The organism is Sinorhizobium arboris LMG 14919 (assembly GCF_000427465.1).
In the GTDB taxonomy this organism is placed as follows: domain Bacteria; phylum Pseudomonadota; class Alphaproteobacteria; order Rhizobiales; family Rhizobiaceae; genus Sinorhizobium; species Sinorhizobium arboris.
On the sequence record NZ_ATYB01000014.1, the window covers coordinates 1,481,799 to 1,506,297 of the forward strand.

Consider the following 24,499-nt stretch of genomic DNA (forward strand, 5'->3'; position numbering starts at 1 on the left):
TAATCCCCGGGTTTGCCCCTCGGATCTCATTCGTGGGCTTGACCCGGGGAACCATGCGCGAGCCGCTGAAAATCGAAACAGGCGGGGTTACACCCAGTCCCTGCACGTCCGCCGCACCATCCACATAGTATAACGCAGCTGGACGCTTGCGCGTGGATCAGAAGGCGGAGGATCACGACCGGGCAGGCTTTGGATTGCTCTACCGGCCAACCCGAATCTGCAGATAAGGCGCTTCCGCGCTGCTGGACCGGATGAACTCGCCCCGAACGTTGAACGTCGCTTCGAGAAGACCGGTGAGGCTCAGCGCCATCGGTGAGCCTTCGAACACCAGCTTCCCTGCAGACAGAAGCGCAATTCTGTCGGCAATGGCCATGGCGTGATTGAGGTCGTGGATCGCGATGATCACGGTAACGCCGCGTTCACGGCTGAGCCGGGAAATGAGTTCCAGTATTTCAACCTGATGACCGATGTCGAGGAACGACGTGGGTTCATCCAGAACAAGAATGCCGCTTTCCTGAGCAAGCGCGGCAGCAATCCATGCGCGCTGGCGTTCGCCGCCGGACAATTCCTTCAGTCCGCGGTTGGCGAGGTCCCCGAGCCCGGTGCTTTCGAGCGCCCATTCGACGACTGCGCGATCTTCACCGCGAAAGCTCTGAAACAGTCCGACATGGGCAAAACGCCCTTGGCGAACCAGTTGCTCCACGCTCATCTCGTCCGGCGCGTAAGGCGCCTGCGGCAGGAAAGACAGCCGCTTGGCGAGACTCCGCCTTTTCCATGACCTCATTTCCCGCCCGTCCAGAACCACTTCTCCCTCGTCGGGGCTCGTCAGGCCGGCGAGCGCATGCAGTGCCGTGCTCTTGCCTGACCCGTTCGGTCCGATCAGCGCCACGATCTCCCCCGGCGAGAACCCGAGCGAAAAAGCCTCGAGAGCGCGGTGCGTACCGTATTTCACGCCGACATCAGTTGCTTTCAGGATCATCGGTTTGCCTCAGGAACGACGGCGCAGGAGAACGAGGAGCGCCGGGGCACCTGCCAGAGCGGTAATGACCCCGATCGGGATTTCCTCCGCCTGGCCAAGTAAACGGCCGGCGAGGTCGGCGCCGGTGACGAGAGATGCTCCGAGGACCACGGTGAGCGGCATAACCATGCCGAAACGCCGCCCGGCGAGAAAATGCGCCAGATGCGGTACGACGAGGCCGACGAAAATGAGTGGTCCGACGGTTCCGACAGCGCTTGCGGCGAGGCCGCAGGCGGCGAAGAGGACCAGGCTGAAATGCAGTCGATAGGAAAGGCCGAAGGAACGGGCGACGTCTTCTTCGAAGCGGAGCATGTCGATCGAGCGATGCAAGAGCGGCAGAGCAATCGCCGCCGCGACCGTGAATGGGAACAGAAAGAGCACATGCTCCCAGCTGCGCGCATAAAGGCTGCCGGACAGCCATTGCATGACGATCTCGAAGCGGGCGCTGCCCCACCCGGCGACGAGACCCATCGCCAGTGCGTGCAGCGTCGCGCCTATGGCAATCCCGGAGAGCGTCAACCTCAGGACGCTCAGGCGATTGCGCATGGCCAGGCTGAAGACCAGAAATCCGGTCGACATGCCGCCGACACACGCCACGAGAGGCAGCCAGCGCAATGGCAGGCTGTAAAGCGTGTGCGCATCGGCGCTCGCCCCATAAACCGTGAACAGCAGGAAGATCGCAACCGTCAGAGTCGCACCCTGCGATATGCCCAGGATTGTCGGGTCCGCGAGCGGATTGCGTGTTATCGCCTGCAGCAGGAGTCCGGCGACCGCGAAATGAATTCCGGCGAGCATGCCGGTCACGATGCGCGGCATGCGAATGGTGGCGATGATGAGGTCCGCATCGTCCGAGCCGCTACCCATCAGGACCGCGAGAACATCTTCGGCCGGCAGATCCACCGTACCGAGAAAGACAGCAGCGAGCAGCAGCATCGCCGAGAGCGTCATCGGAAGGACCAGTGCCCCCTTCGGTCGGGCCGATCTTGTCATGGGTCCGCTCATCGCGCCGTTCCCCTGCCCGGCAAAGGCTGTCGCCGCTGCACGAGATAGAGAAAGACCGGTCCGCCGATAAGCGCGGTGAAGATGCTGACCGGAATCTCCCGCGGCGCCGCCGCGGAGCGTGCGAATGCGTCGGCCGCAACCAGGATAGCGCCTCCGAGCGACGCATTGAGCAATATGGCCGAAACGGCATCCACAGGGCGCAGGAGACGAACGAGGTGCGGGACCGCGAGGCCGATAAAGGCAATCGGCCCCGCAACCGGCGTGACGCCGGCCACCAGCGCAGCCGCGCAGAGGAGAAGAAAGAGTTTCCAGCGAGCGGTATTCAATCCCATGCCCGCGGCCGCCTCGTCACCGAGCGCGAGCAGCCCTAGGACGCGATGGCTCGCAAGTGCTGCGCCTATGCCGATGGCGATCCACGGCAGCATATAACTTACCTGCCGCCATGAACGCCCCTGGAAGCCTCCGGACAGCCAAAACAACACGGAAGGCGACTGGGGCGCACCGCGGATGAGGATGTATGCGGTCATCGCGTTGAGAAAGAGCGAGACCGTAATGCCGCTCAGCGCCAGATGGGGCGGCGCTGCACGCCCGCTCCGTGCCGTCCAGATCGTCAGTGCAAGAGCGAGCAGCCCCCCGGCCATCCCGATGAAAGGATAGACTGCCGACGAGACCGCCGGGAACACGACGAATGTGAAGACGATCAGCAGCACGGCGCCGGCCGATACGCCCGTCAGATCCGGTGCAGCAAGCGGATTGCGGGTGATGACCTGGAGAAGCAGGCCGGCGACCGCCAGCGCGGCCCCGGCAATGAAGGCCGCAATGCTGCGCGGCATCCGCAGCGTCCATACGATGATGGCATCGATATCCCGATCGGGCGCAAAAAGGGCATGAATGGCCGCCTCCGCGCTCATCGGCTTGGCGCCGACGAGCAGCGCCGCAAATCCGATGAGCGCGGCCGCCGAGAGCGCCAGAAGAATTGCAGCGATACAACGGCCACGCGGCGTCACTGGCTTCCCCAAAATAGTCGTTACTCCACGGAGGCCGGGATGAGTTTGCGCGCTTCGGCCTTGACGTCCACGGCCGGGAAAGTCTCGGGATAGAGCAGATGTGCCGCTTCGCGCAGGACAATCTCCCGCGCGATCGGTCCGTGCGTCTCGACCCAGTGATCGCCGACATAGTGAACGCGGCCGTTCTTCACTGCAGAGAGCTGTTGCCAGACCGGGTTGTTTTCATGCGGCCGGTCCGGGCCGTAGTCGTAGACGAAGATGACTTCCGGGTCCTTTTCCAGCAGGGTTTCGAGGCTCATCTCCATCCCCCAGTTGTCGGGCAGATAGGGCGTCGGGTTTTGTCCCGCGATGTTGTCTCCGCCGAGCGCCACGAGGATCGCCGCCGTCATGTTCTCGGAGCGGAACACCCAGGGCGTATCGCCACCCCACATGACCACGAACCGCGGATGCCGGTCCTTCGGTGCCTTGCCGGCAAACACCTCCATCGCAGTCTTGAATTGGGCGTTGAGTTCCTGCCCGCGCTTCGCCTGGCCGAGGATCGCAGCGAGCTGGCTTATGGTCCTGTCGCTGTCCGCGTAGAGCTCGAGATTGTAAGCGAGATACGGAGCCACTTTCGCAATCTGCTCGGCATTACCCTCCGTATAGCGCCTGATGGCAACCGTCACATCCGGTTTCGCTTCGGCGAGCAGTTCGAGATTGGGTGTGGCTCGCTGGCCGATTTCCTTCACGTCCTTGAGGTAGTCGGCAAGGAAATCGGGATTGCGGCCCTGAACCATATAGGTGCTTGCGATCGGCTTTATGCCGAGGGCCAGAGCAACATCTGCCGCAAAATAGGATACCGAGGCGATCCTTCTCGGCGAGGCAGGCACTTCGACCGCAACGCCGCGATCGTCGATGACGCTAAGCGTCTTGATCTCGTCTGCATTGGCCGCGGCTGCCGAGATCGCGAGCGCTGCGATGCCGGCCGCGCAAGTGCGGATCGACCACCGAGAAGAGATGCGGATAGGGCCGGAAAACATGAAAAGCCTCCTGATGGTTTCCTTGGATGCCGGCGCGGCTGCGCCGACAGCAAGCGCCGAGCGCGCCAGCCGGCGGGAACTTGCCCTGCATGCGCGGAAGCGCTCGCAGGCGAACTGCATGAGAGGGCCGCAAGCCGGTCTCTCTCAAAAACGGATATCCGCTGTATTGCCCGACCTTTCGTGCTTGCATCGCCCGGATCCCCTGCTCCCTGTTCGGATCCGCATTACATACATGATAACGATATTCAAGTTTATTCTTCCAAACAAACAGAAGAAATCCAAGAATATAAAAAAGAATACGCGGAACCTGGATATAGAAAAGCGCACGAAAGATCGCGCGGACCTTTCGAGTTCTAGGGCGCAACTGGAGAAACTCATGAGGCGTTATAGCTGGCCGGCAGCGGATTCTCGAAGCCTAATTTAGAATTGTTCCAAACATGTCCTCGATTAGGTGCATATTCCTCAGCCTGAGTTTGGTTTAAGAAGGCAAAAGGGCAATTTCATTGCAATCGAAAGGTTTTCACGCTGGCATGAGAAAAACTCAAACCACAACCGCACGACCTCTCCGTCTCGGCGCCTTACCGGCTTTCGTCGCGGCTGCGAGGACGGGAAGCTTGACGCTTGCAGCTGCCGAGATGCATGTGACGCCGGGGGCCGTAAGCCGTCAGGTCAAATCGCTCGAAGAAGCGTTGGGCGTGATGCTGTTCCACCGCCGGCACAATGCCATCGCTTTGACCGAAGCCGGCCGTCACTTCCTTGTACACGTCAACAGCGCTCTTTCGATGCTCGAGACCGGCGCGCGGTCGATCCGGCCCGATCGGTCCCGGCTCGTCGTTCAGGCACCGATAACGCTTGCGCGGCGTTGGCTCATTCCGCGCCTCAGCTCCTATCTTCAGGAAAACCCGACTGTCGACATTTCCATTCACTCGCTGGCCCTCGGTTCCGCAGAAGCGGCCGATGTGACGGTCACCTATCGCCGGGGTACCCAGATGCGGGCCTTTGTGCCGGGATCGCTGGTAGACAGAACCATCGCGGTCTGCTCGCCGCATCTGTTCTCCAGCCATAACTGCGGCGAAGAAGCAAAACAGGTCCTCGACCTGCCGCTACTTCTGGATACGGCAGATGCCTGGTCCTGGCATCGCTGGTGTGAACGCGCTGGTTTCGCGTTCGAACCACGCGGCGGGACCCTTGTTTTCGACACCGACGAGGCTGCGATCGACGCCTGCATGTCCGGCTTGGGCGTTGGCCAGGCCAATCCCTCTTTCGTGGAGAGGGAATTGCGTAGCGGGCAGCTCCTGGTGCTCTACCCGTCGGTTGCGCCTGTCGTCGGCGCCTATGAGATCGCGAAGGCACAGGGCGCCCGTCTGCCGCAGGGCTTTTTAGAATGGTTGACCCGCTGGGACCTGCTGGCGGCAGATACAAAAAACGCCCGGATCGGTGACCCAGGCGCTTGATTGTTCAGTAAACGCTGATGATTACTGCTGCTTGGCAGCCTTCTGCGCCTCTTCGAGCTTCTTGCGGGCGTCTTCAGCCTTTTTCTGCATTTCTTCCTGCAGCAGGCGCTGACGCTCTTCAAGCTGGGACTGTTCGATCGGCTCGCCGTCGAAAACGCCGGTGAAGCCTTCGAGAGACATCTTGATCGGATTCGGAGCACGCTGGAAGTTGACGGAGGTGAAGACGACCTCGTTGCCCTTCTTCAGCTGCCCGATGAGCGCGTCGGAGAGCGGCGCTTCGGCAACGCACTTGTCGGGCATGCAGATTGCGTAGTCGAGCTTGACGCCCTTGCCGCCATCGATCTGCATTTGAATGCCCTGCGGGATCATGCGTGCGGACGGAACGGAAACCTGCATGACCTTGCGGTTGACCTTGCCGGAGACGGAGATAAGGCCGACGGCGGTCACGAGCTGGCCGTTATTGGCAGTAAGCAGGTTCTGAACGATGCAGACATCGTTGTCTTCCTGCTTGGTGCAGACCTTGAACCAACCCTGCGGCGGCTTGCCTCCCGCCTGCTGCGCGGATGCGACGCCCGGCGCACCGGCTGCTGCGAAAGAAAGCGCCAGCGCTGCCAATCCCGCGCGTGTTGTGAAGTTCGACTTGAAGATCATTGTGATTCCGTCTCCTGAAATCCGGTTACGGAACAGAGTTCCGCAGAGTGAGTATCGTCAGCCGCCGTTGTCCTGTTGGCCAAATGAGGCATTTGAATGGCCCCGATTCCGGAAACACCTGTTACATTGGCTTGTGCGGTTTATCCAGTGTTTGTTGCGATTTTGTGCAATCATTTGCTTGGAGCGGCCCTTTCGAACCGGTGCGGGATATGGCAGGAGCCTGCTTTGTTCTTTTCCCGATCCGGCGCCTGTTGGAAATGCGCTTCCGCATTGATACCTTGCGCGGAATCGGCCTGTTGAATCCCTACGGGAGGTGAAGTTGCGCGCAGTTCTTTCCGGCCTGGTGATGCTCCTGGCAGCCAGCGTGTTTGCCAATGGTGCTCTGGCCGAACCCGTGCATGCGATCGCCATGCACGGCGAACCCGCCTTGCCCGCCGATTTCAAGCACTTCCCTTACGTCAATCCAAAGGTGAAGAAAGGCGGGAAGATCGCCTATGGTGTCGTCGGCACGTTCGATAGCCTCAATCCGTTCATCCTGAAGAGCATGCGCACGACCGCGCGCGGCATGTGGGACCCTGAATTCGGCAATCTGGTCTACGAATCCCTCATGCAGCGCTCGCAGGATGAGCCATTCACGATGTATGGTCTGCTCGCCGAAACCGTCGAATGGGACGATGACCGCACCTTCATCCAGTTCAACCTCAATCCCAGGGCGCGCTGGGCCGACGGACAGCCGGTGACCGCCGAAGACGTGATCTTCACCTTCGAACTGTTGCGAGACCAGGGGCGCGCGCCCTTCAGCAACCGCCTTTCGAAGGTTGCGAAGATGGAAAAGGTGGGGGAACGCAGCGTGCGCTTCACCCTCACCGAGGATACCGACCGCGAATTTCCGCTGCTGCTCGCGCTTTCGCCGGTGCTCCCCAAGCATGCGATCGACGTGGAGACCTTCGAGCGGACGAGCCTTGAACCGCCGCTTGGCTCCGGTCCCTACCGGGTCGCGGAAGTGAGGCCCGGCGAACGGATCGTCTATCGCCGCAATCCCGACTATTGGGCCAGGGATTTGCCGTCGAAGGTGGGCCTCGACAATTATGACGAAATCTCTGTCGAATATTTCCTGCAGGAGAATACGCTTTTCGAGGCCTTCAAGAAGGGTGTGGTGGACATCTACCCCGAAGGCAGCGCGACGAAATGGGCCCGCGCCTACGATTTTCCCGCCGTTCGCAGCGGCGACGTGATCAAGGAAACGTTTAAACCGAAGACACCCTCAGGCATGCTCGGCTTTGTCTTCAATACACGCAGGCCGATGTTCGACAACATCAAGCTCAGACAGGGGCTCGCTCTCGTCTTCGATTTCGAATGGGTCAACAAGAATCTCTTCGACGGCGCCTATACGCGCACGCAGAGCTACTGGCAGAACTCGTCGCTTTCCTTCCTCGGGGTGGCAGCCGACAATCGTGAACTGGACCTGATGGGCGACGTGAGGGAACGCATCAATCCGGCGATCCTCGACGGCAGCTATCGGCTCCCCGTCACCGACGGGTCGGGCCGCGATCGCAATGTGCTCCGGGAAGCGGTCACACTGCTTCGGGAAGCGGGCTACTCCATCAAGGACGGCAAGATGGTCGACGCCAAGGGCACCCCGCTCGCCTTTGAGATCATGAGTCAGAACGCCGGCCAGGAGAAGGTGGCGCTCGCCTATCAGCGGTTTCTCGCCCCGCTCGGCATCGTAGCGAGGGTGCGGACCGTCGACGATTCGCAGTATCAGTTGCGCAGTCAGTCCTTTGACTACGACGTCATCATAAAATCCTTTCCGTCATCGCTTTCCCCAGGTCTGGAGCAGATCAACCGCTGGAGCTCACAAACCCGGGACAGACAGGGCAGCAACAACTTTGCCGGTGTCGCCGACAAGGACGTGGACAAACTGATCAACAACATCCTGCAGGCGCGAAACCCGGAAGACTTCACCGCTGCCGTCCGCGCGCACGACCGGCTGCTCGTCAACAATTCCTATCTGGTTCCGCTTTACCACCTCGATGCGCAATGGATCGCCCGGTGGAAGCATATCGGCCGGCCGACGACGGTACCGCTTTACGGATATCAATTGCCAAGCTGGTGGGACGAGCGCGTCCAGTAAGCCGGAATCCGTTCAGTAACGCATTGAAAGACGCGGCCGCCCGGCCTATGTCGCAGGTTTGGTAAAGCGAAAGGCCGCCACCATGGAAACCGTCAATATCGATATCGTCTCGGACGTGGTCTGCCCGTGGTGCTATCTCGGCAAGAATCGCCTCGACCAGGCGATCGCCAATGTCGCCGGGGAGATCAGTGTTGCTATTCAATGGCGTCCCTACCAACTCAACCCCGATCTGCCGCCGGAAGGCGTCGATCATAAGCAGCACCTGGCGGCCAAGTTCGGCGGTCAGGCCGCCGTCGAAGAGGCGCACAGGACACTGGAAAGCCTTGGTATGGAAGACGGCATCGCGTTCGACTTCGATGCGGTCAAGGTCAGCCCGAATACGCTCGATGCACACCGACTGATCCGCTGGGCAGCGACCAGCGGCGAAGCCGCGCAGGCCGAGGTGGTAAAGCTGCTGTTCAAGGCGAATTTCGAAGAGGGTCGAAATGTCGGCGACCATACCGTCCTCCTCGACGTTGCGGAACAGGGCGGCCTCGAAAGGCCTGTCATCGCGGCTCTTCTCGCTTCGGATGCCGACAAGGACGCCGTGAAGCAGGAAATCGACATGGCTCGGGAAATCGGCGTGACCGGCGTTCCTTGCTTCATCATCGAACAGCAATATGCGGTGATGGGGGCGCAATCGGTCGAGGTACTGACCAGCGCCTTGCGCGAGATCGCGCAGATGAAAGCCGAGCATCCGGCTCACTGAGCCGTGAAGGGCAGAGGAAATATTGCCTGTTACGCCGGCATTTCATGCAGTCCGCAAAAGCGGCGGGCCAATCGGCCGGCCATCGATCGTGTCAAACGGATGGGGAAGCCGAAAGTCGGACACTCTGTCTGTTTCGCCTCTCACTTCCGGTCCGTCTGAAAGCGGGACGGCGCCACTCCCGTCCAACGCTTGAACGCGCGCGTGAAATGCGCGGAGTCGCTGTAGCCTACTCGATAGGCTATGTCGGTCATGCTGTGAGCCCCCTCGCAGATCAGGCGGATCGCCTCGGAGCGGCGCGTGTCATCGAGTAACTCCTCAAAATCGACGCCGCAAAACTTCAGGCGCCGCTGCAGGGTGCGAGACGATATGCCGAGGCTTCTCGCTACGGTTTCCAATCCGAGCTCATGACCATCGGACAGCCTTTCGCTGAGCATCTTGGCCGCCTCTATCGCCGAAGCCAGCGCTTCCGTCACCTTCGAGGGTCGCTTTCCAGGAGGTCTCAGAGGGAGGTCGAGCAGCTCCCGATCGAACTCGATCGCATCGTAGTCGCATCCCGTTTCGATGTTGGGCCCAAAGCACTCCTCGAGCGTCTCGCTTCCGCGCGTCCGCGAAGCCGTCAGCCGAACCCCTATTGCGGAGGGTTCACCCGCTAAAAGAGGCAGCTTCCGCAGTACGGCGAGGCTGCCGAAGATGAAATGCCGGGGATCGAACTCGAACCGATCAGTGAAGCGGAAGATAATTCGAGCGGTTCCGCCTTCCACCAGGAAGCGTATATCCGATCCTTGGTGGATCGATGCTACGTTGGACGCCGCGAGTACGCATGCATCAGCCACGTTCTCCGCTGCGAGAACCGACCTTCCCCATGGGCCAAGATCACGCAGTTCGGTCAAACGCCCGACATGCGCGCCCGCGAATGGGTCTCCCAGGAGAGCCGCCACCTCGTTGGCCATGTGAAAGCATCGGGCGCGCGGAATCCAACCGTCAGCGTTCTCGAACACGTTCGGCGATATGCCGAGCCGCGCGCAGAACTCGATGGCCGAGACATCGTGCTGGGCGAGGTAGGGTGCCATCGGGAGGAAGGCCCTAACCCTGATTGAGGGTGCAGAATGTATCATCCGAGCAATAAACCTGGCACGAAAACGCAAGATTAAAGTTGAGCAATATAGCAGTGTGCAACCGTTTGGGAAGAGCTCCCCGATGAACTGAGCTGAGCGAGCAGCAACAGGCAGGTGGCATGAAATGGCAAGCGGCGCGCTTGCGCTTATGCTTATTGTGGCGTTGCACCGAAGCGCAGCGAATGCGTGTCGCAATGGGGCAAGGGGGAAGCGTCACCTTGGAAGCGGCTCACAGTACCGTCGTTGCGGCGCGCGCGCGCGCCGGCATGATATTCATCGATGGTGGAACCTTCTCGATGGGGTCCGACGGACACTATCCGGAAGAGGGGCCGGTGCATCGCGTTAGCGTCGATGGCTTTCATATCGATGAATCGCCTGTGACGAACGCCGAGTTTTCGGAATTCGTAGCCGCGACCGGCTATCGCACATTTGCGGAATCTCCCCCCGATCCACGGGACTATCCCGGTATCCTGCCGGAGATGCTGTACGCCGGTTCGCTGGTCTTTCATCAGCCGAATAGGGCCGTCGACCTGCAAGACTGGACTCAATGGTGGATATTTCTGAAAGGCGCCTGCTGGCGTCACCCGTACGGTCCCGGGAGCAGCGTCAAAGGGTTGGACGACCATCCGGTTGTTCATGTTTCCTATCACGACGCGCTCGCCTACGCGCGGTGGAGGGGCAAGGATCTCCCGACGGAGGCCGAGTGGGAATTTGCTGCCAGAGGCGGCCTCGATGCCACTGAATATGCCTGGGGCTCGGAACTTACCCCCGCCGGACGCCATCTTGCCAATACCTGGCAAGGGGCCTTCCCCATAGTGAACGACGTAGAGGACGGCTATTCGCGCACCTCTCCGGTCAGGGCCTTCCCGCCGAACGGATACGGCCTGTACGACATGATAGGGAACGTTTGGGAATGGACGTCCGACTGGTTCTCGCCGCGGCACGAGGCAGACGCATCGAAGGCGTGCTGTGTTCCCAGGAACCCGCGCGGCGGGCGCCAAGCAGACAGCTACGACCCCTGTCACCCCGAGATAAGAATTCCGCGCAAGGTGTTGAAGGGCGGGTCGCACCTATGCGCGCCCAACTACTGCCGGCGCTATCGTCCAGCGGCGAGGCATGCCGAACCTATAGACACGTCGACATGCCACGTAGGTTTCAGATGTGTGGTCAGACCAGGAGGGTCGCATGAAGTCACCTAAGCACACGAGAACACGCTTGTTGGCGGCGAGCACGGCAATCCTGCTGTTGGGCGCTCCCGCAATGGCCCAGGAATCGCTGCCTTTTCCGCCGAAAGCTTCGGGGAGCAAGGCCGGCCCGACGATAGCTCAGTCCACGTACAGCCCGTTGCCGGCGCAGCAGCGCCTTCCCGCGAACGCGCCGAACATCGTCGTCATCATGCTCGACGACGTCGGCCCGGCGCTGCCGGACACCTTCGGCGGAGTGATCGATACGCCGACGCTGAGCCGTCTTGCGCAGGACGGTGTGTCCTACAATCGTTTCCACAATGCCGCCATGTGCTCTCCCACCCGGGCGGCCTTGCTGACGGGGCGTAATCATCATCGGGTCGGAAGCGGCCAGATCGCCGAGTTGGCAAACGACTGGGACGGATACACCGGGAGGATACCCCGCACATCCGCGACCGCCGCGAAGGTGCTTGGCTATTATGGCTACGCGACCGCAGCCTTCGGCAAGTGGCACAATACCCCGGCCAATGAAACGACAGCCGTCGGGCCGTATGCGGACTGGCCCGCGGGCGAAGGGATTGGCTTCGATTACTTCTATGGTTTTCTTGCCGGAGAGTCCTCCCAGTGGGAACCCGCCGTGGTCGAGAACACAGTTCGCGTCGACCCGTCTCACGGGAAGGAAGGCTACCACTTCACCGAGGACATGACCGACAAGGCGGTGTCGTGGATGAAGCAGGTGCACGCGCTGACTCCCGACCGGCCCTTCTTCATGTACTGGGCGCCCGGCGCCGCGCATGGTCCGCATCACATATTCAAGGAATGGGCAGACAAATACGCGGGCAAATTCGATGACGGCTGGGATGTCATGCGGGAACGCATCTATGACCGCCAAAAACAACTCGGCTGGGTACCCCAGAACACGGAACTGACGCCGCGTCCGGATACGCTCGCCGGATGGCAGGACATTCCAGAAGACGAGAAGCCGTTCCAGCGCCGACTGATGGAGGTCTTCGCAGGGTATACCGAACATGCGGACACTCAGGCCGGACGCCTGCTCGATGCGCTCGACGAATTGGGAGTTCGCGACAATACTCTGATCTTCTATATCTGGGGCGACAACGGTTCCAGCGCGGAAGGCCAGAATGGCACGATCAGCGAACTGCTGGCCCAGAACGGCATCGCTACCGAGATCAAGGACCATATTCGCGCGATGAACGACCTGGGCGGGATGGACGTTCTCGGATCACCCAAGGCAGATAACATGTATCATGCCGGCTGGGCATGGGCCGGTTCCACGCCGCATCGATCGACCAAGCTGGTCGCAGCACATTTCGGCGGAACACGTACGCCGCTCGTGGTCTCTTGGCCGAGCAGAATAAAGCCCGACAAAAAACCACGCTCCCAGTTTCATCATGTCAACGATATCGTACCCACGATCTACGACGTCCTGGACATCCAACCGCCCAAGCTCGTGGACGGCATCACCCAGGACCCCCTGGATGGTGTCAGCATGACTTACACCTTCGACTCTCCCGAAGCATCGGGGCAAAAGAAGGAGCAGTACTTCGAGATCATGGGCAGCCGTGCCATCTATCAGGAAGAGTGGATCGCATCGGTCTTTGGACCCCGCACACCATGGACTCCCGGCCTCGATCCCGCCATCTTCAAATGGTCGCCGGATGACGACGCATGGGAGCTCCATGACCTCAGCCAGGACTACTCCCAGGCGAAGGACGTCGCGGCCGATCATCCCGAAAAAGTCGAAGCGCTCAAGAAGGCGTTTGGCGTTCAGGCTGAAGCCAACAAGGTGTTTCCGGTCGGGGGAGGATTGTGGTCTGCCGTCTTCCACCCGGAAGATGCGCCGTCCAACCCTGCGACCGAGTTCCAGTTCACGCAAGACGTGATCGGTGTTCCCGAGTTCACGGCGCCGAAAGTTGGAGCCCGCAGCAATCTTGTCACCGTAGAGGCGGACTTGAAGGCCGACTCCGAGGGCGTACTATACGCGTTGGGGGCCTTTTCAGGTGGAGTCGCTTTGTGGATTGAGAACGGCAAGCTCACCTATGAGTACAATCTGTTCGAGATCGAGCGGACGCGTCTCGAATCCTCCGAGCCGCTGCCGAGCGGCAAAGTCAATATCGAGGTCGAAACGCGCAAGTCCGGCCCCAATCGCGGTGCACCGCTCGACGTCGTTATCCGCATCGACGGGAAAGAGGTGGCGAAGGGACGCGTGCCGCGCTCCGCGCCGCTCGCGTTTACTGCCAATGACGCCTTCGACGTGGGCAGAGACAGCTACTCTCCAGTCTCCCTCGCATACTTTGACCGCAAGCCGTTTGCGTTCAACGGCAAGATCGAACGTCTGAAAGTCGAATACCTGAAGTGATCCCCGGTGTCGGCCGAAGGCGATGCTGAAACCCCTGGAGCGGCAAACACTCGTTTGCCGCTCCTCTTTCCGCCGGTGCGTATACGGCGTTGAAGAGGAGTAATTGAATTGACGCGGCACTTCTCCCGCAACGCCAAAGGCGGAGAACCGCCATCATGGCGCCTTTTGCCGAGCGTCGTAGCCTTGAGCGTGGCGGCGCTTTCCGCATGTGCGGGCCGCCCGACAGGGGTCCTGGAGCCGGTAGCGGCCAATCCGTCGGCCGCTCAAGTCGAGATGCTGGTCACGACAACCCGGAGCCGCGCGGAAGAGCCGGGCGAGATGTTCAGCGGAGAGCGCGCGCAAAGCCCGACATTCGCGGAAATCACCGTGTCGATTCCGCCCGATACCGCTCGTAAGGCCGGTGAAGTCGCCTGGCCGCGCAAACTACCGCCCAATGCCGGGACGGATTTCGCAACCGTGAAGGCTGCCGAAGTCGACCGCAGTGCAGCCGAGAATTGGTTGAACACGCATGTGCGCAAGAGCCCTGACGGCAGCGTCCTCGTCTTTATCCATGGGTTCAACAATCACTTCGAGGATGCAGTCTTCCGTTTCGCGCAGATCATCCACGACTCGGGCGCGCATAGTGTCCCGGTGCTCGCGACCTGGCCGTCGCGCGGGAGCCTGCTGGCCTATGGCTACGATCGCGAAAGCACCAACTACACCCGCAACGCGGTGGAGCGCCTGTTCCAGTATCTGGCGCGGGATCCCGAGGTCAAGGAAGTATCGATCCTGGCGCATTCGATGGGCAATTGGCTGGCGCTGGAGTCCCTGCGCCAGATGGCCATACGCAATGACGGACTGCCGGCGAAGTTCAGGAACGTCATGCTGGCGGCGCCGGACGTAGATGTAGACGTCTTCGGTTCGCAGATCGCCGACATGGGCAAGCAACGGCCGCGCTTCACACTTTTCGTCTCGCGCGACGACCGTGCACTCGCCGTTTCTCGTCGCGTCTGGGGAAATGTCTCCCGGCTGGGAGCGATTGATCCGGAGCAGTCGCCCTATAAGGAGGAACTGGCGGCGAATGGGATCACCGTCGTCGATCTTACCAAAGTCAAGGCAGGCGACAATCTGCACCACACGAAGTTCGCGCAGTCGCCTGAAATCGTACAACTGATCGGCAGGCGCCTTTCCAGTGGTCAAACCTTGACCGACAGCCGCTTGGGTCTTGGCGACCATATCGTCGCGGCGACGTCCGGGGCCGCCCACACCGTTGGAACGGCCGCCGGACTGGTCGTTGCCGCACCCGCTGCCATCGTCGATCAGAACACTCGGCAGAATTACGTCCACCACGTCGAGACGCTCGCCGGGCCATCCGGCGGAGCGAGGTCAAAGACGGCTGCGTGCCGGAAGGAGAGCCGGGCGGGGTCGGGACACTGCCCGTAGCCGGCATCCAATGGATTCCGACGGCGGGTCGTCGGAACTATCCGCGAGGAAAAAATCCGACGAGGCATTCGACGTTGCGACTACCGGACGCCATCTCAAGCGCAGCTTTACATTACTCCCACCCCGGGAGGGCTCATCGCCTTCACCCGGCTTTTGCGAGCGCTGCCAGCTGTGTCATCACCATCGCGGCGCCGGAAAGGCGTTTCTCCGGTGTCGCGAGGTCGCGCTGGAAGAAAATGCTCTGGTCCGGGCGGATCTTGGCGATTGTTCCCTGTTTCGCGATGTAGCCCACGAGTGCCGCGGGATTGGGAAATTCCTTGTTGCGGAACTGGACCACCACGCCCTTCGGCCCGGCATCGAGCTTTTCGACGTTCGCCGTGCGGCAGAGCGACTTGACGTAGACGATCTTCAGGAGGTGCTGCACCTCCGTCGGCAGCGGCCCGAAACGGTCGATCAGCTCCGCACCGAAGCCGTCGATCTCCTTGAGGTCCGACAGTTCGCCCAGGCGCCGATATAGGCCGAGCCGCAGATTGAGGTCCGGCACATATTCTTCCGGAATCATCACCGGGGTCCCGACCGATATCTGCGGCGACCAGCCGGTATCGTGGATCTCCTCCTCGCCCTTGAGTTCGGCAACCGCCTCCTCCAGCATCTGCTGGTAGAGCTCGAAGCCGACCTCCTTGATGTGACCCGACTGCTCCTCGCCGAGCAGATTACCCGCCCCGCGGATGTCGAGGTCGTGGCTGGCGAGCTGGAACCCGGCTCCAAGCGTGTCAAGCGACTGCAGGACCTTGAGGCGACGTTCCGCCGGCCCCGTCAACATCTTGTTGACGGGAAGTGTGAAGAGCGCGAAGGCGCGGACCTTGGAGCGCCCTACCCGACCGCGCAGCTGATAGAGCTGGGCAAGGCCGAACATATCTGCGCGATGCACGATCAGGGTGTTGGCGGTCGGCACGTCGAGACCGGACTCGACGATCGTCGTCGAGAGGAGCACATCGTAGCGCCCTTCGTAAAAGGCGTTCATGATATCTTCGAGCTCGGTCGCCGGCATTTGCCCGTGCGCCACTGCAACTTTCAGTTCCGGCACGTCGGATTTCAGGAAATCGTGGATTTCCGGGAGATCGCTCACGCGCGGGCAGACATAGAAGCTCTGGCCGCCGCGGTAGTGCTCTCGCATCAGCGTCTCTCGGATCACCAAGGCATCGAAGGGCGAAATGAAGGTTCGCACCGCCATACGGTCGACCGGCGGCGTCGTGATCAGCGACAGTTCGCGTACGCCGGTGAGGGCAAGCTGCAGCGTCCGCGGAATGGGCGTCGCCGAGAGCGTGAGGACGTGCACATCGGTCTTCAGCTCTTTCAGGCGTTCCTTGTGCTTGACGCCGAAATGCTGCTCCTCGTCGATGATGAGCAGGCCGAGATTGGCGAATTTGATCGACGAGCCGAGCAGAGCGTGCGTGCCGACCACGATGTCCGTCTTGCCTTCGGCGACCTCCTTCTTCGTCAGCGCCAGGTCCTTCGAGCCGACCAGGCGGGAGGCCTGCTGGATCCTTATCGGCAATCCGCGGAAACGATCGGAGAAGGTCTTGAAGTGCTGCCGCGCAAGCAGTGTCGTCGGGACGACCACGGCGACCTGCACGCCGTTCATCGCCGCGATGAAAGCGGCACGCAGCGCCACCTCCGTCTTGCCGAAGCCGACATCGCCGCATACGAGGCGATCCATGGGCCGGCCGCGGCCGAGATCGTCGCGGACAGCATCGATCGAGTTCAGTTGGTCCTCGGTCTCGTCATAGGGGAAGCGGGCGGCGAATTCGTCGTAGACCCCGTCCTGCGCCGCAAGGACCGGGGCATGGCGCGTATGTCTTTCGGCAGCAATGCGGATGAGGCCGCCGGCCATGTCGAGCAGCCGCTTCTTGAGCTTGGCCTTGCGCGCCTGCCAGGCGACACCGCCGAGCTTGTCGAGGACCGCATCGGTTCCTTCCGAGCCGTAGCGCGACAGAAGCTCGATGTTTTCCACCGGCAGGAACAGCTTGGCATCGTCCGCATAGACGAGCTCGAGGCAGTCATGCGGCGCGCCGGCGGCCTCGATCGTCCTGAGGCCAACGAAGCGTCCGATACCGTGCTCGGCGTGCACGACATAACTGCCCTCGTCGAGGCCGGTCACTTCCGCGATGAAATCCGCGCCACGTTTGCGGCGCTTGGAGCGGCGGACCAGACGATCGCCGAGAATATCCTGCTCGCCGATGAGAACGAGATCACCGGTTTCAAATCCCGCTTCGAGGCTGAGCACCGCCGATGCGACCTCGCCCGGCTTGAGCGATCCAAGTTCCGATAGCGCATCGATCGGGCGGATATTGGCAAGACCATGCTCGCCCAGAACCTGGAGCAACCGGTCGAGGGAGCCTTCCGTCCAGCCGGACACGATGACCTTGGCGCCTTCAGCGCGCTTCTCTGCGACATGCTTCACGGCCTGATCGAAAACATTGGTGCGCGTGCCATCGCTTTCGGCCTCGCCCGCCGGTTTGGCCCAACGCAGGCCCTGGCGCGCTTCGATATTCATGACCTGGCGGGCTTCGCCCTCGTGTTCGGAAAAGGGCGATAGGCGGACCGCGTTGCGCTCCGCCAGTGCCTCGCCGAAGCTCTTCGCAGTGAGATAGAGCATCTCCGGCGGCACGGGCTTGTAGGGCGTGCCCTGGCTGACCTGAGACTTGCCCGGTGAAGCGGAGGCAAGACGCGCGTCGTAGTAGTCGAGAACGAGCTTCGAGCGTTCTGCCGCGGCCTCTCGCGCCAGATGGTCGGTTACGATGCTGAAGCCGTCGAGATAGTCGAAGACCGTTTCGAGCCGATCGTAGAAGAGCGGCAGCCAATGCTCCATCCCCGCATAGCGTCGCCCTTCCGACACGGCCTGATAAAGCGCATCGTCGCGCGTCGCTGCTCCGAAGAGCGAAAGATACTGCTTTCGGAAATGGCTGATCGTCTCAGGCGTCAGGGATACCTCGCTCATCGGATTGAGATCGAGGGACCGGACCTGCCCGATCGTTCGCTGGCTTGCGGGGTCGAAGGAGCGGATCGCTTCCAGCGTGTCGCCGAAGAAGTCAAGGCGCAAGGGCTCACCGCTACCGGGCACATAAACGTCGAGGATGCCTCCCCGTACGGCGAATTCGCCCATCTCGCGCACGGTCGGCACCCGTTCGAAGCCGTTGCGCTCGAGCCGGGCGGCAAGGTCGTCCATGCGGATCTGGTTGCCGGGCCGCGCCGTGAAGGCGAGGCTCTCGATCACATCCTGCGGCGACATCCTTTGCAACGCTGCGTTGACGGTGACGAGTACGATCGCCGGATGCGGTTTCCTGCGGTGGGCAACCAAGGCGCTCAGCGCCGCGAGCCGGCGCGCCGAGGTGTCGGCGCTCGGCGAGACGCGGTCATAGGGCAGACAGTCCCAACCGGGCAGCGTCAGGACCGGGATATCGGGAGCAACAAAACCGAGCACCTGTTCGAGATCTGCGACCTTCTGGCCATCGGAAAGGACATAAGCAACGGGTGCCCCTGCCCGGGCGAGTTCGGCGAGAACGAGCGCCTCGGCGCCGGTTGGCACCGGGCCGATCGTAATTTCCCGCGTCGCCGCAAGAATCTTCCTAGGGTCGAGGCCAGGTATCATCGTCATGTCTACTTCGTTTCGTGGCGAACCGGGTCGAAATCAGGGCGATAGGCAGCGATACGGGCAAAGAGTTCCGTCGCATAACGATCGGGCAGCGGATTTTCGCCGGTAATCCAGCGGACGAGGTCGTTGTCCTCCTCCCGCATGATCGCCTCCAGTTCGTCGAGTTCCGTCTCCGACAAGGTCGCAAGCTCCGCCTCGGCGAACTGGCCGAGGATCAGGTCCATCTCCCGAATGCCGCGGTGCCACGCGCGGAAAAGAATCCTGCGCCGACGCGGGTCGAGATCGGCGCTCGTGCGAGAAATGCCGGTCATGGGATGTCCTTCCTGTCGTCCGCCGTCTGGCGGACCGAGATCATGGGCTCTATAAACGCTGGAAAGCGGGTTGTCAGCCTTGCCAAAGCCGGAATTATCGTCGCAATTTCATTGCTATGCGCCCTGCCCTGCTCGATCCGCTGTTTTCGTCCCTCGACACCTTGCCGGGCATCGGCCCGAAAACGGGCGAGCTTTACGCGCGTCTGCTCGGTCGCGAGTCGATCGGGGACTGCCGTGTCGTCGACCTTTTGTTCCATATCCCCGTTTCGCTGATCGACCGTCGCCGCCAGCCCGGCATCGCCCATGCTCCGAGCGGTGCGATCGTTACCATCACGGGTCGTGTCGACCGGCACCAGCCGGCACCCAGCGGCAGGTCGAATGTGCCCTATCGCGTCTTTCTGCACGACGAGACCGGCGAACTGGCGCTCACCTTCTTCCGCGTGAAGGGAAATTGGCTGGAGAAGACGCTGCCGGTCGACGAGACGGTGATCGTCAGCGGCAAGGTCGACTGGTTTAACGGTCGGGCTTCCATGATCCACCCGGATTACATGGTCCGTGCAGCCGAATCGGAGAACATGCCGCTGGTGGAGCCCGTCTATGGGCTGACGGCAGGCCTGACCTTGCGGCCCCTTCGCAAGTCGGTCGAGGCGGCAGTTGCGCGCGTTCCGGACCTGCCGGAGTGGCTGGATGCGGCTCTGCTCCGCAAGCAGGGCTTCCAGAGCGCCAAGGAGAGTTTTCGGCGCCTGCACGAGCCGCGGGACGAGGCCGATATCGACCCCCAGGCGCCGGCTCGCCGCCGGCTCGCCTATGACGAGTTTCTGGCGGGGCAGCTTTCGCTCGCGCTCGTACGCCAGCGATTGCGCAAAATCTCCGGCACGCCGATTCATCCGACCGGCCGGTTGAGCGGACCGGTGATTGCCTCCCTGCCCTTCTCCTTGACGCAGAGCCAGTCCGTGGCCGTCGACGAGATCCTGGCCGACATGTCCGGGGCCGAGCGCATGCTGCGGCTGCTGCAGGGCGACGTCGGCTCCGGCAAGACGGCCGTGGCTTTGATGGCGATGCTGGCGGCCGTGGAATCCGGCGGCCAGGCGGTGCTGATGGCGCCGACCGAAATTCTCGCGCGGCAGCACCACGCCACGCTTTCGAGGATGGCCGCGCCGGCGGGTGTCACGATCGACGTCCTGACCGGCAGGACGAAGGGCAAGGAACGAGACGCGATCCTGGAACGCATCGCCTCCGGCGAAACGCAGATCGTCATCGGAACGCATGCGCTGTTCCAGGATGCGGTGAGCTATCGCCAACTCGTCCTCGCTGTCGTCGACGAGCAGCATCGGTTCGGCGTGCATCAGAGGCTGCGGCTGACGGCCAAAGGTATTTCGCCGCATATGCTGGTCATGACCGCGACGCCGATTCCAAGAACACTCGTGCTCGCGGCGTTCGGCGACATGGACGTATCGAAGCTCACAGAGAAACCGGCCGGGCGCAAGCCGATCCAGACCGTCACGATACCAAACGAACGTACGGACGAGATCGTGGAGAGGCTCGACGTCGCGCTCCGCCAGGGCAAGAAGGCCTATTGGATCTGCCCGCTCGTAGAGGAATCGGAGGAAACCGACGCCATGTCCGCCGATGAGCGCTATCAGAATCTTGTCCGACGCTTCGGCAGGGATGTGGGCCTGGTGCACGGGCGCATGGCAGGGCCGGACAAGGACGCCGTCATGCTCGCCTTCAAGAACGGCGAAATCCGTTTGCTCGTGGCAACGACCGTCGTCGAGGTCGGCGTCGACGTGCCGGACGCCACGATCATGGTCATCGAGCACGCCGAACGCTTCGGCCTTGCGCAGCTGCACCAGCTACGCGGCCGCGTGGGGCGCGGAGACGAAGCCTCGACCTGCATCCTATTGTACAAGAGCCCGCTCAGCGAAACCGGGCGCGCGCGCCTTTCGGTCCTGCGCGAAACCGAAGACGGATTCCTGATCGCCGAGGAGGATCTGAAGCTGCGCGGCGAAGGCGAGCTTCTGGGCACGCGGCAATCCGGCACGCCTGGCTTCCTCATTGCGAGCCTCGAGGCGCATGGCGACCTCCTGGAGATGGCCCGCAAGGATGCCGTCTATGTCATAGACCGGGATCCGGAACTGACCTCGGAGCGCGGCCAGGCGCTCAGGACGCTGCTCTATCTTTTCCGGCGCGACGAGGCGATCCGCTTCCTGCGGGCTGGATGATCATGCCTCGCGGCCTCAAGCGCGCTCTTGCTGTTTGATCGCGCGCGGCGGCGCGTTGGCCAACGGGTTGTAATCCGGCGCGACGAGGCCTCCGGAGATCAGCAGCTTCGCTGCATCTTCGGCGCTCATCTGCAGGGGAATGATCTTGTCGCGCGGCACGAAGAGCAGGAAACCGGCGGTGGGAATCGGTGTCGGAGGCAGGAAGACCGTCACCATGTCCATGCCGCGCTCGTCAAATCGGGCGGCAATCTCGCCCTTCACGTCCGTGGCAATAAAGACCAGTGACCACAGCCCGGGACTCGGATATTCGATCAGCCCTGCCTTCTTGAACGACGACGACTGGTCCTGCAGCACGGTCTGAAAGATCTGTTTCAGCGACCGGTAGATGGAGCGGACGAGCGGCGTCCTGTTGAGTAGCGACTCGCCGAAATTGATGATCGAGCGCCCGACGAGATTCGCGGTCAGAAAACCGACGAGGGTGATGCCCACCACGGCGACGAGCAGCCCGAAGCCCGGAATCGCGATGGGCAGGTAGTTATCGGGGTTATAAAAGCTCGGCAGGTACGGCTTCACCCAGCCGTCTGCCCACTCGATAAAGGACCGCACGAGCCATACCGTGATCGCCAGTGGCGCGCAGATGATAAGGCCAGTGAGAAAATAATTGCGCAGTCGAGCCGCGATGATGCCGCTTTTGGAACTTTTCGTCATGCCGTTGCCATCGATCCGTCAGTCCGCTCCGAAGGCGGAATGGTAAGTGACGGTGCCGGAAACCATCGTTCCCGACAAGGGTAGAGCCATGAAATATTGCGGCGCACAACCCGGGAATACAAGAGCAGGTTCGTTGCGGAACCCGAATCTCTCGTAGAAAGCCGGGTTACCCGCCAGGACGCAGCCCGAAGCCCCCGCCTTGCGCAGCATGTCGAGCCCCCGGCGCACAAGCGCGCTGCCCGTGCCGCGTCCTTGCCGGTCCGGCCGTACCGACAAAGGGCCGAGCCCGTACCAGCCGACTGCAAGAGGAGTGATCGCCACAGGCGAAAAAGCAATGTGGCCGATTACCTCGCCCCCGTCCTCGGCAACGAGGGACAGCGTCAATGCGTCTTCGGAGCGCAGCCGGTCGATGATCCGCGCCTCCGTCTGATCGCTGTAGGGCAGCCCGGCGAAAGCCGCCTCGGTAACCTGCCGGATCGTCTCGGCGTCGCCGTCTGTTTCCGGCCGAATGATCATTCGACCGTCACCGATTTGGCGAGGTTGCGCGGCTGGTCCACGTCTGTCCCCATGAAGACGGCCGTATGGTAGGCGAGGAGTTGGACCGGCAATGAGAAGATCATCGGCGCGATGATCTCGTCGACAGACGGCAGCACGATCGTATGCATCGTGTCGAGCTTCGACACGGCCGCTCCCCTCTCGTCGGTTATCAGGACGATCCGGCCGCCGCGGGCGGCCACCTCCTGCATGTTCGATACCGTCTTTTCGAAGAAACGGTCATGCGGAGCGATGACGATGACGGGCATGTTTTCGTCGATCAGGGCAATCGGCCCGTGCTTCAATTCGCCCGCCGCATAGCCTTCGGCGTGAATATAGGAAATCTCCTTGAGTTTCAGCGCTCCTTCCATAGCCAGCGGGAAGCTGGTGCCGCGGCCGAGATAGAGCACGTCGTGGCACTTCGACAATTCGCGCGAAAGAACCTCGATCTTCGGCTGGATGCTGTTCAGCACTTGGCCCATGAGGCGCGGCATTTCGGCAAGGCTCTTTACGAGCGCCTGCTCCTCTTCGTCGCCGATCGTTCCGCGGGCCTTGCCCGCGCCGACCGCGAGTGCGGCCAGTACGGCAAGCTGGCAGGTGAAGGCCTTGGTCGAGGCGACGCCGATCTCAGGGCCGGCAAGGATCGGAAAGACCGCATCGGACTCCCGCGCGATGGTCGACTCGCGGGTGTTGACCACCGCGCCGATCTTGAGACCGTGCTCCTTGCAATATCTCAGCGATGCCAGTGTGTCGGCGGTCTCGCCCGACTGCGAGATGAAAAGAGCTGCCGACTGGGGCGACAGCGGTATCTCGCGATAGCGGAATTCGGACGCAACGTCGATTTCGACCGGCAGGCGGGCATAGCGCTCGAACCAGTATTTTCCGATCAGTCCTGCGAGATAGGCGGTGCCGCAGGCAGAGATCGCCAGGCTCGGGACCGTCCCGAAATCGATGGCGTCGGAAATCGGAACCACACGGTTTTCTATGAAATCGACATAGTGGCCGAGAGCATGGGCGATGACCTCCGGCTGCTCGTAGATCTCCTTCTCCATGAAGTGGCGGTGGTTGCCCTTGTCGACCAGAAATGCCGCGGCCGTCGAAATCTGGCGCGGACGCTCGACGACATTGCCGTCGAAATCGAAAATATGAACGCCGGTCTTGCCGATGACGGCCCAGTCGCCGTCGATGAGATAGGTGATCTCGTTCGTGAAGGGAGCAAGCGCAATCGCGTCCGAGCCCAGGAACATCTCCCCATTGCCGTGCCCGATCGCCAGCGGCGGCCCATTGCGTGCCGCCATGATGGTCGACGGATCGTCCTCGAAGAGGACCGCCAGGGCGTAGGCGCCCCTGACGCGCTTCAGCATGGCATGCATCGCTTCGCGCCGTCCCAGTCCGTCCCGACGATACTTCGCCAGAAGATGCGCGACGACTTCGGTGTCGGTCTCGGTCTGGAACTCGGCTCCCGTTGCCGCCAGCTCGTCCTTGAGTTCGGCGAAATTCTCGATAATGCCGTTGTGAACCACGGCCACGCCCCCGGTAAAGTGCGGGTGGGCGTTTCGTTCCGTCGGCGCCCCATGGGTCGCCCATCGCGTGTGGGCGATGCCGATGGTTCCGGCCAGAGGCTCCTCTTTCAACCTGCTCTCGAGATTGACAAGTTTGCCCTCGGCCCGCCGGCGCTGCAATGTTCCCCCGTCGACGGTCGCGACGCCGGCCGAATCATAGCCGCGATACTCCAGACGCTTCAATGCTTCGACAAGCCGCTCCGACACCGGCTGATGCCCAACGATGCCAACAATCCCGCACATATCCCTCTCCGCGTCTCTTCACGCCCTGCGGCGTATCAGATCAAATGTAGCGACCGCCGCATGTTTCAGCCGTAGCGCATCAACATGCAACGAATCAAAGTGCAGCAGCGGCCTTTTCCGCATCTGACAA

At 61.8% G+C, this 24,499-nt stretch carries 18 protein-coding genes; 7 read left to right on the top strand and 11 right to left on the bottom strand.

Going from position 1 to position 24,499, the window contains the following annotated elements; translation table 11 throughout:
- Positions 1–199: 199 nt before the first annotated feature.
- From SINAR_RS0118385 to SINAR_RS0118400, 4 genes are read right to left on the bottom strand one after another with little or no spacing between them, the layout of a single operon-like run.
- Positions 200–979, bottom strand: coding sequence for an ABC transporter ATP-binding protein (locus tag SINAR_RS0118385; protein WP_028000434.1), 780 nt, complete (start codon positions 977–979; stop codon positions 200–202).
- Positions 980–988: 9 nt separating this feature from the next.
- Positions 989–2,020, bottom strand: coding sequence for a FecCD family ABC transporter permease (locus SINAR_RS0118390; protein WP_028000435.1), 1,032 nt, complete (start codon positions 2,018–2,020; stop codon positions 989–991).
- Entirely contained in the window at positions 2,017–3,027 is a 1,011-nt protein-coding gene (locus tag SINAR_RS0118395; protein WP_028000436.1) for a FecCD family ABC transporter permease, read from the bottom strand. Before SINAR_RS0118395 ends, SINAR_RS0118390 begins: the two co-directional genes overlap by 4 nt.
- A 20-nt stretch (positions 3,028–3,047) precedes the next feature.
- A complete protein-coding gene (locus tag SINAR_RS0118400; RefSeq protein ID WP_028000437.1) occupies positions 3,048–4,046 on the bottom strand; it encodes an ABC transporter substrate-binding protein in 999 nt (332 codons plus the stop codon).
- A 530-nt stretch (positions 4,047–4,576) separates the two neighbouring features.
- Here SINAR_RS0118400 and SINAR_RS01000000133620 point away from each other — a divergent pair.
- Positions 4,577–5,500, top strand: coding sequence for a LysR family transcriptional regulator (locus SINAR_RS01000000133620; protein ID WP_050577518.1), 924 nt, complete (start codon positions 4,577–4,579; stop codon positions 5,498–5,500).
- A gap of 21 nt (positions 5,501–5,521) precedes the next feature.
- Here the strand turns inward: SINAR_RS01000000133620 and SINAR_RS0118410 are convergent, their stop codons facing one another.
- Positions 5,522–6,151 (bottom strand): invasion associated locus B family protein, encoded by a 630-nt coding sequence (locus tag SINAR_RS0118410; RefSeq protein WP_028000438.1) that lies wholly within the window; start codon positions 6,149–6,151, stop codon positions 5,522–5,524.
- 319 nt (positions 6,152–6,470) lie between these two features.
- On the opposite strand from SINAR_RS0118410, the gene SINAR_RS0118415 reads away from it, so the two are divergent.
- Together SINAR_RS0118415 and SINAR_RS0118420 are read left to right on the top strand one after the other, a co-directional pair.
- Entirely contained in the window at positions 6,471–8,285 is a 1,815-nt protein-coding gene (locus SINAR_RS0118415; RefSeq protein ID WP_028000439.1) for an extracellular solute-binding protein, read from the top strand.
- Positions 8,286–8,367: 82 nt separating this feature from the next.
- Positions 8,368–9,033, top strand: coding sequence for a DsbA family oxidoreductase (locus SINAR_RS0118420; RefSeq protein ID WP_028000440.1), 666 nt, complete (start codon positions 8,368–8,370; stop codon positions 9,031–9,033).
- A 140-nt stretch (positions 9,034–9,173) separates the two neighbouring features.
- Here SINAR_RS0118420 and SINAR_RS0118425 read toward each other — a convergent pair whose 3' ends face one another.
- A complete protein-coding gene (locus tag SINAR_RS0118425) occupies positions 9,174–10,103 on the bottom strand; it encodes a helix-turn-helix transcriptional regulator (RefSeq protein WP_028000441.1) in 930 nt (309 codons plus the stop codon).
- Positions 10,104–10,414: 311 nt separating this feature from the next.
- Here SINAR_RS0118425 and SINAR_RS01000000133625 point away from each other — a divergent pair, with 311 nt between their 5' ends.
- The 3 genes from SINAR_RS01000000133625 to SINAR_RS01000000133630 all read left to right on the top strand — a co-directional run bounded on the left by SINAR_RS01000000133625 (position 10,415) and on the right by SINAR_RS01000000133630 (position 15,134).
- On the top strand, positions 10,415–11,347 hold the full coding sequence (locus SINAR_RS01000000133625; RefSeq protein WP_033057741.1) for a formylglycine-generating enzyme family protein: 933 nt from the start codon (positions 10,415–10,417) through the stop codon (positions 11,345–11,347).
- On the top strand, positions 11,334–13,712 hold the full coding sequence (locus tag SINAR_RS0118435) for an arylsulfatase (protein ID WP_028000442.1): 2,379 nt from the start codon (positions 11,334–11,336) through the stop codon (positions 13,710–13,712). Before SINAR_RS01000000133625 ends, SINAR_RS0118435 begins: the two co-directional genes overlap by 14 nt.
- A 108-nt stretch (positions 13,713–13,820) precedes the next feature.
- Complete coding sequence (locus SINAR_RS01000000133630; protein WP_050577519.1) at positions 13,821–15,134, top strand: alpha/beta hydrolase; 1,314 nt, start codon at positions 13,821–13,823, stop codon at positions 15,132–15,134.
- A gap of 142 nt (positions 15,135–15,276) precedes the next feature.
- Here the strand turns inward: SINAR_RS01000000133630 and mfd are convergent, their stop codons facing one another.
- Together mfd and SINAR_RS0118450 are read right to left on the bottom strand one after the other, a co-directional pair.
- Positions 15,277–18,792, bottom strand: a complete 3,516-nt coding sequence (gene mfd, locus SINAR_RS0118445) for a transcription-repair coupling factor (protein ID WP_028000443.1) — start codon at positions 18,790–18,792, stop codon at positions 15,277–15,279.
- Between the two features lie 2 nt (positions 18,793–18,794).
- On the bottom strand, positions 18,795–19,100 hold the full coding sequence (locus tag SINAR_RS0118450; RefSeq protein WP_028000444.1) for an FAD assembly factor SdhE: 306 nt from the start codon (positions 19,098–19,100) through the stop codon (positions 18,795–18,797).
- Positions 19,101–19,216: 116 nt separating this feature from the next.
- On the opposite strand from SINAR_RS0118450, the gene recG reads away from it, so the two are divergent.
- Entirely contained in the window at positions 19,217–21,322 is a 2,106-nt protein-coding gene (gene recG, locus SINAR_RS0118455) for an ATP-dependent DNA helicase RecG (protein WP_028000445.1), read from the top strand.
- 15 nt (positions 21,323–21,337) lie between these two features.
- Here recG and SINAR_RS0118460 read toward each other — a convergent pair whose 3' ends face one another.
- Genes SINAR_RS0118460 through glmS form a run of 3 tightly spaced genes read right to left on the bottom strand, consistent with a single transcriptional unit; the run spans position 21,338 to position 24,369 of the window.
- Positions 21,338–22,030, bottom strand: a complete 693-nt coding sequence (locus SINAR_RS0118460) for a DUF502 domain-containing protein (protein ID WP_028000446.1) — start codon at positions 22,028–22,030, stop codon at positions 21,338–21,340.
- A gap of 18 nt (positions 22,031–22,048) precedes the next feature.
- Positions 22,049–22,546: a GNAT family N-acetyltransferase gene (locus tag SINAR_RS0118465; RefSeq protein WP_028000447.1), complete on the bottom strand. Its 498-nt coding sequence runs from the start codon at positions 22,544–22,546 to the stop codon at positions 22,049–22,051.
- A complete protein-coding gene (gene glmS / locus SINAR_RS0118470; protein WP_028000448.1) occupies positions 22,543–24,369 on the bottom strand; it encodes a glutamine--fructose-6-phosphate transaminase (isomerizing) in 1,827 nt (608 codons plus the stop codon). The genes SINAR_RS0118465 and glmS overlap by 4 nt, the downstream gene beginning before the upstream one ends.
- Positions 24,370–24,499 lie beyond the last annotated feature (130 nt).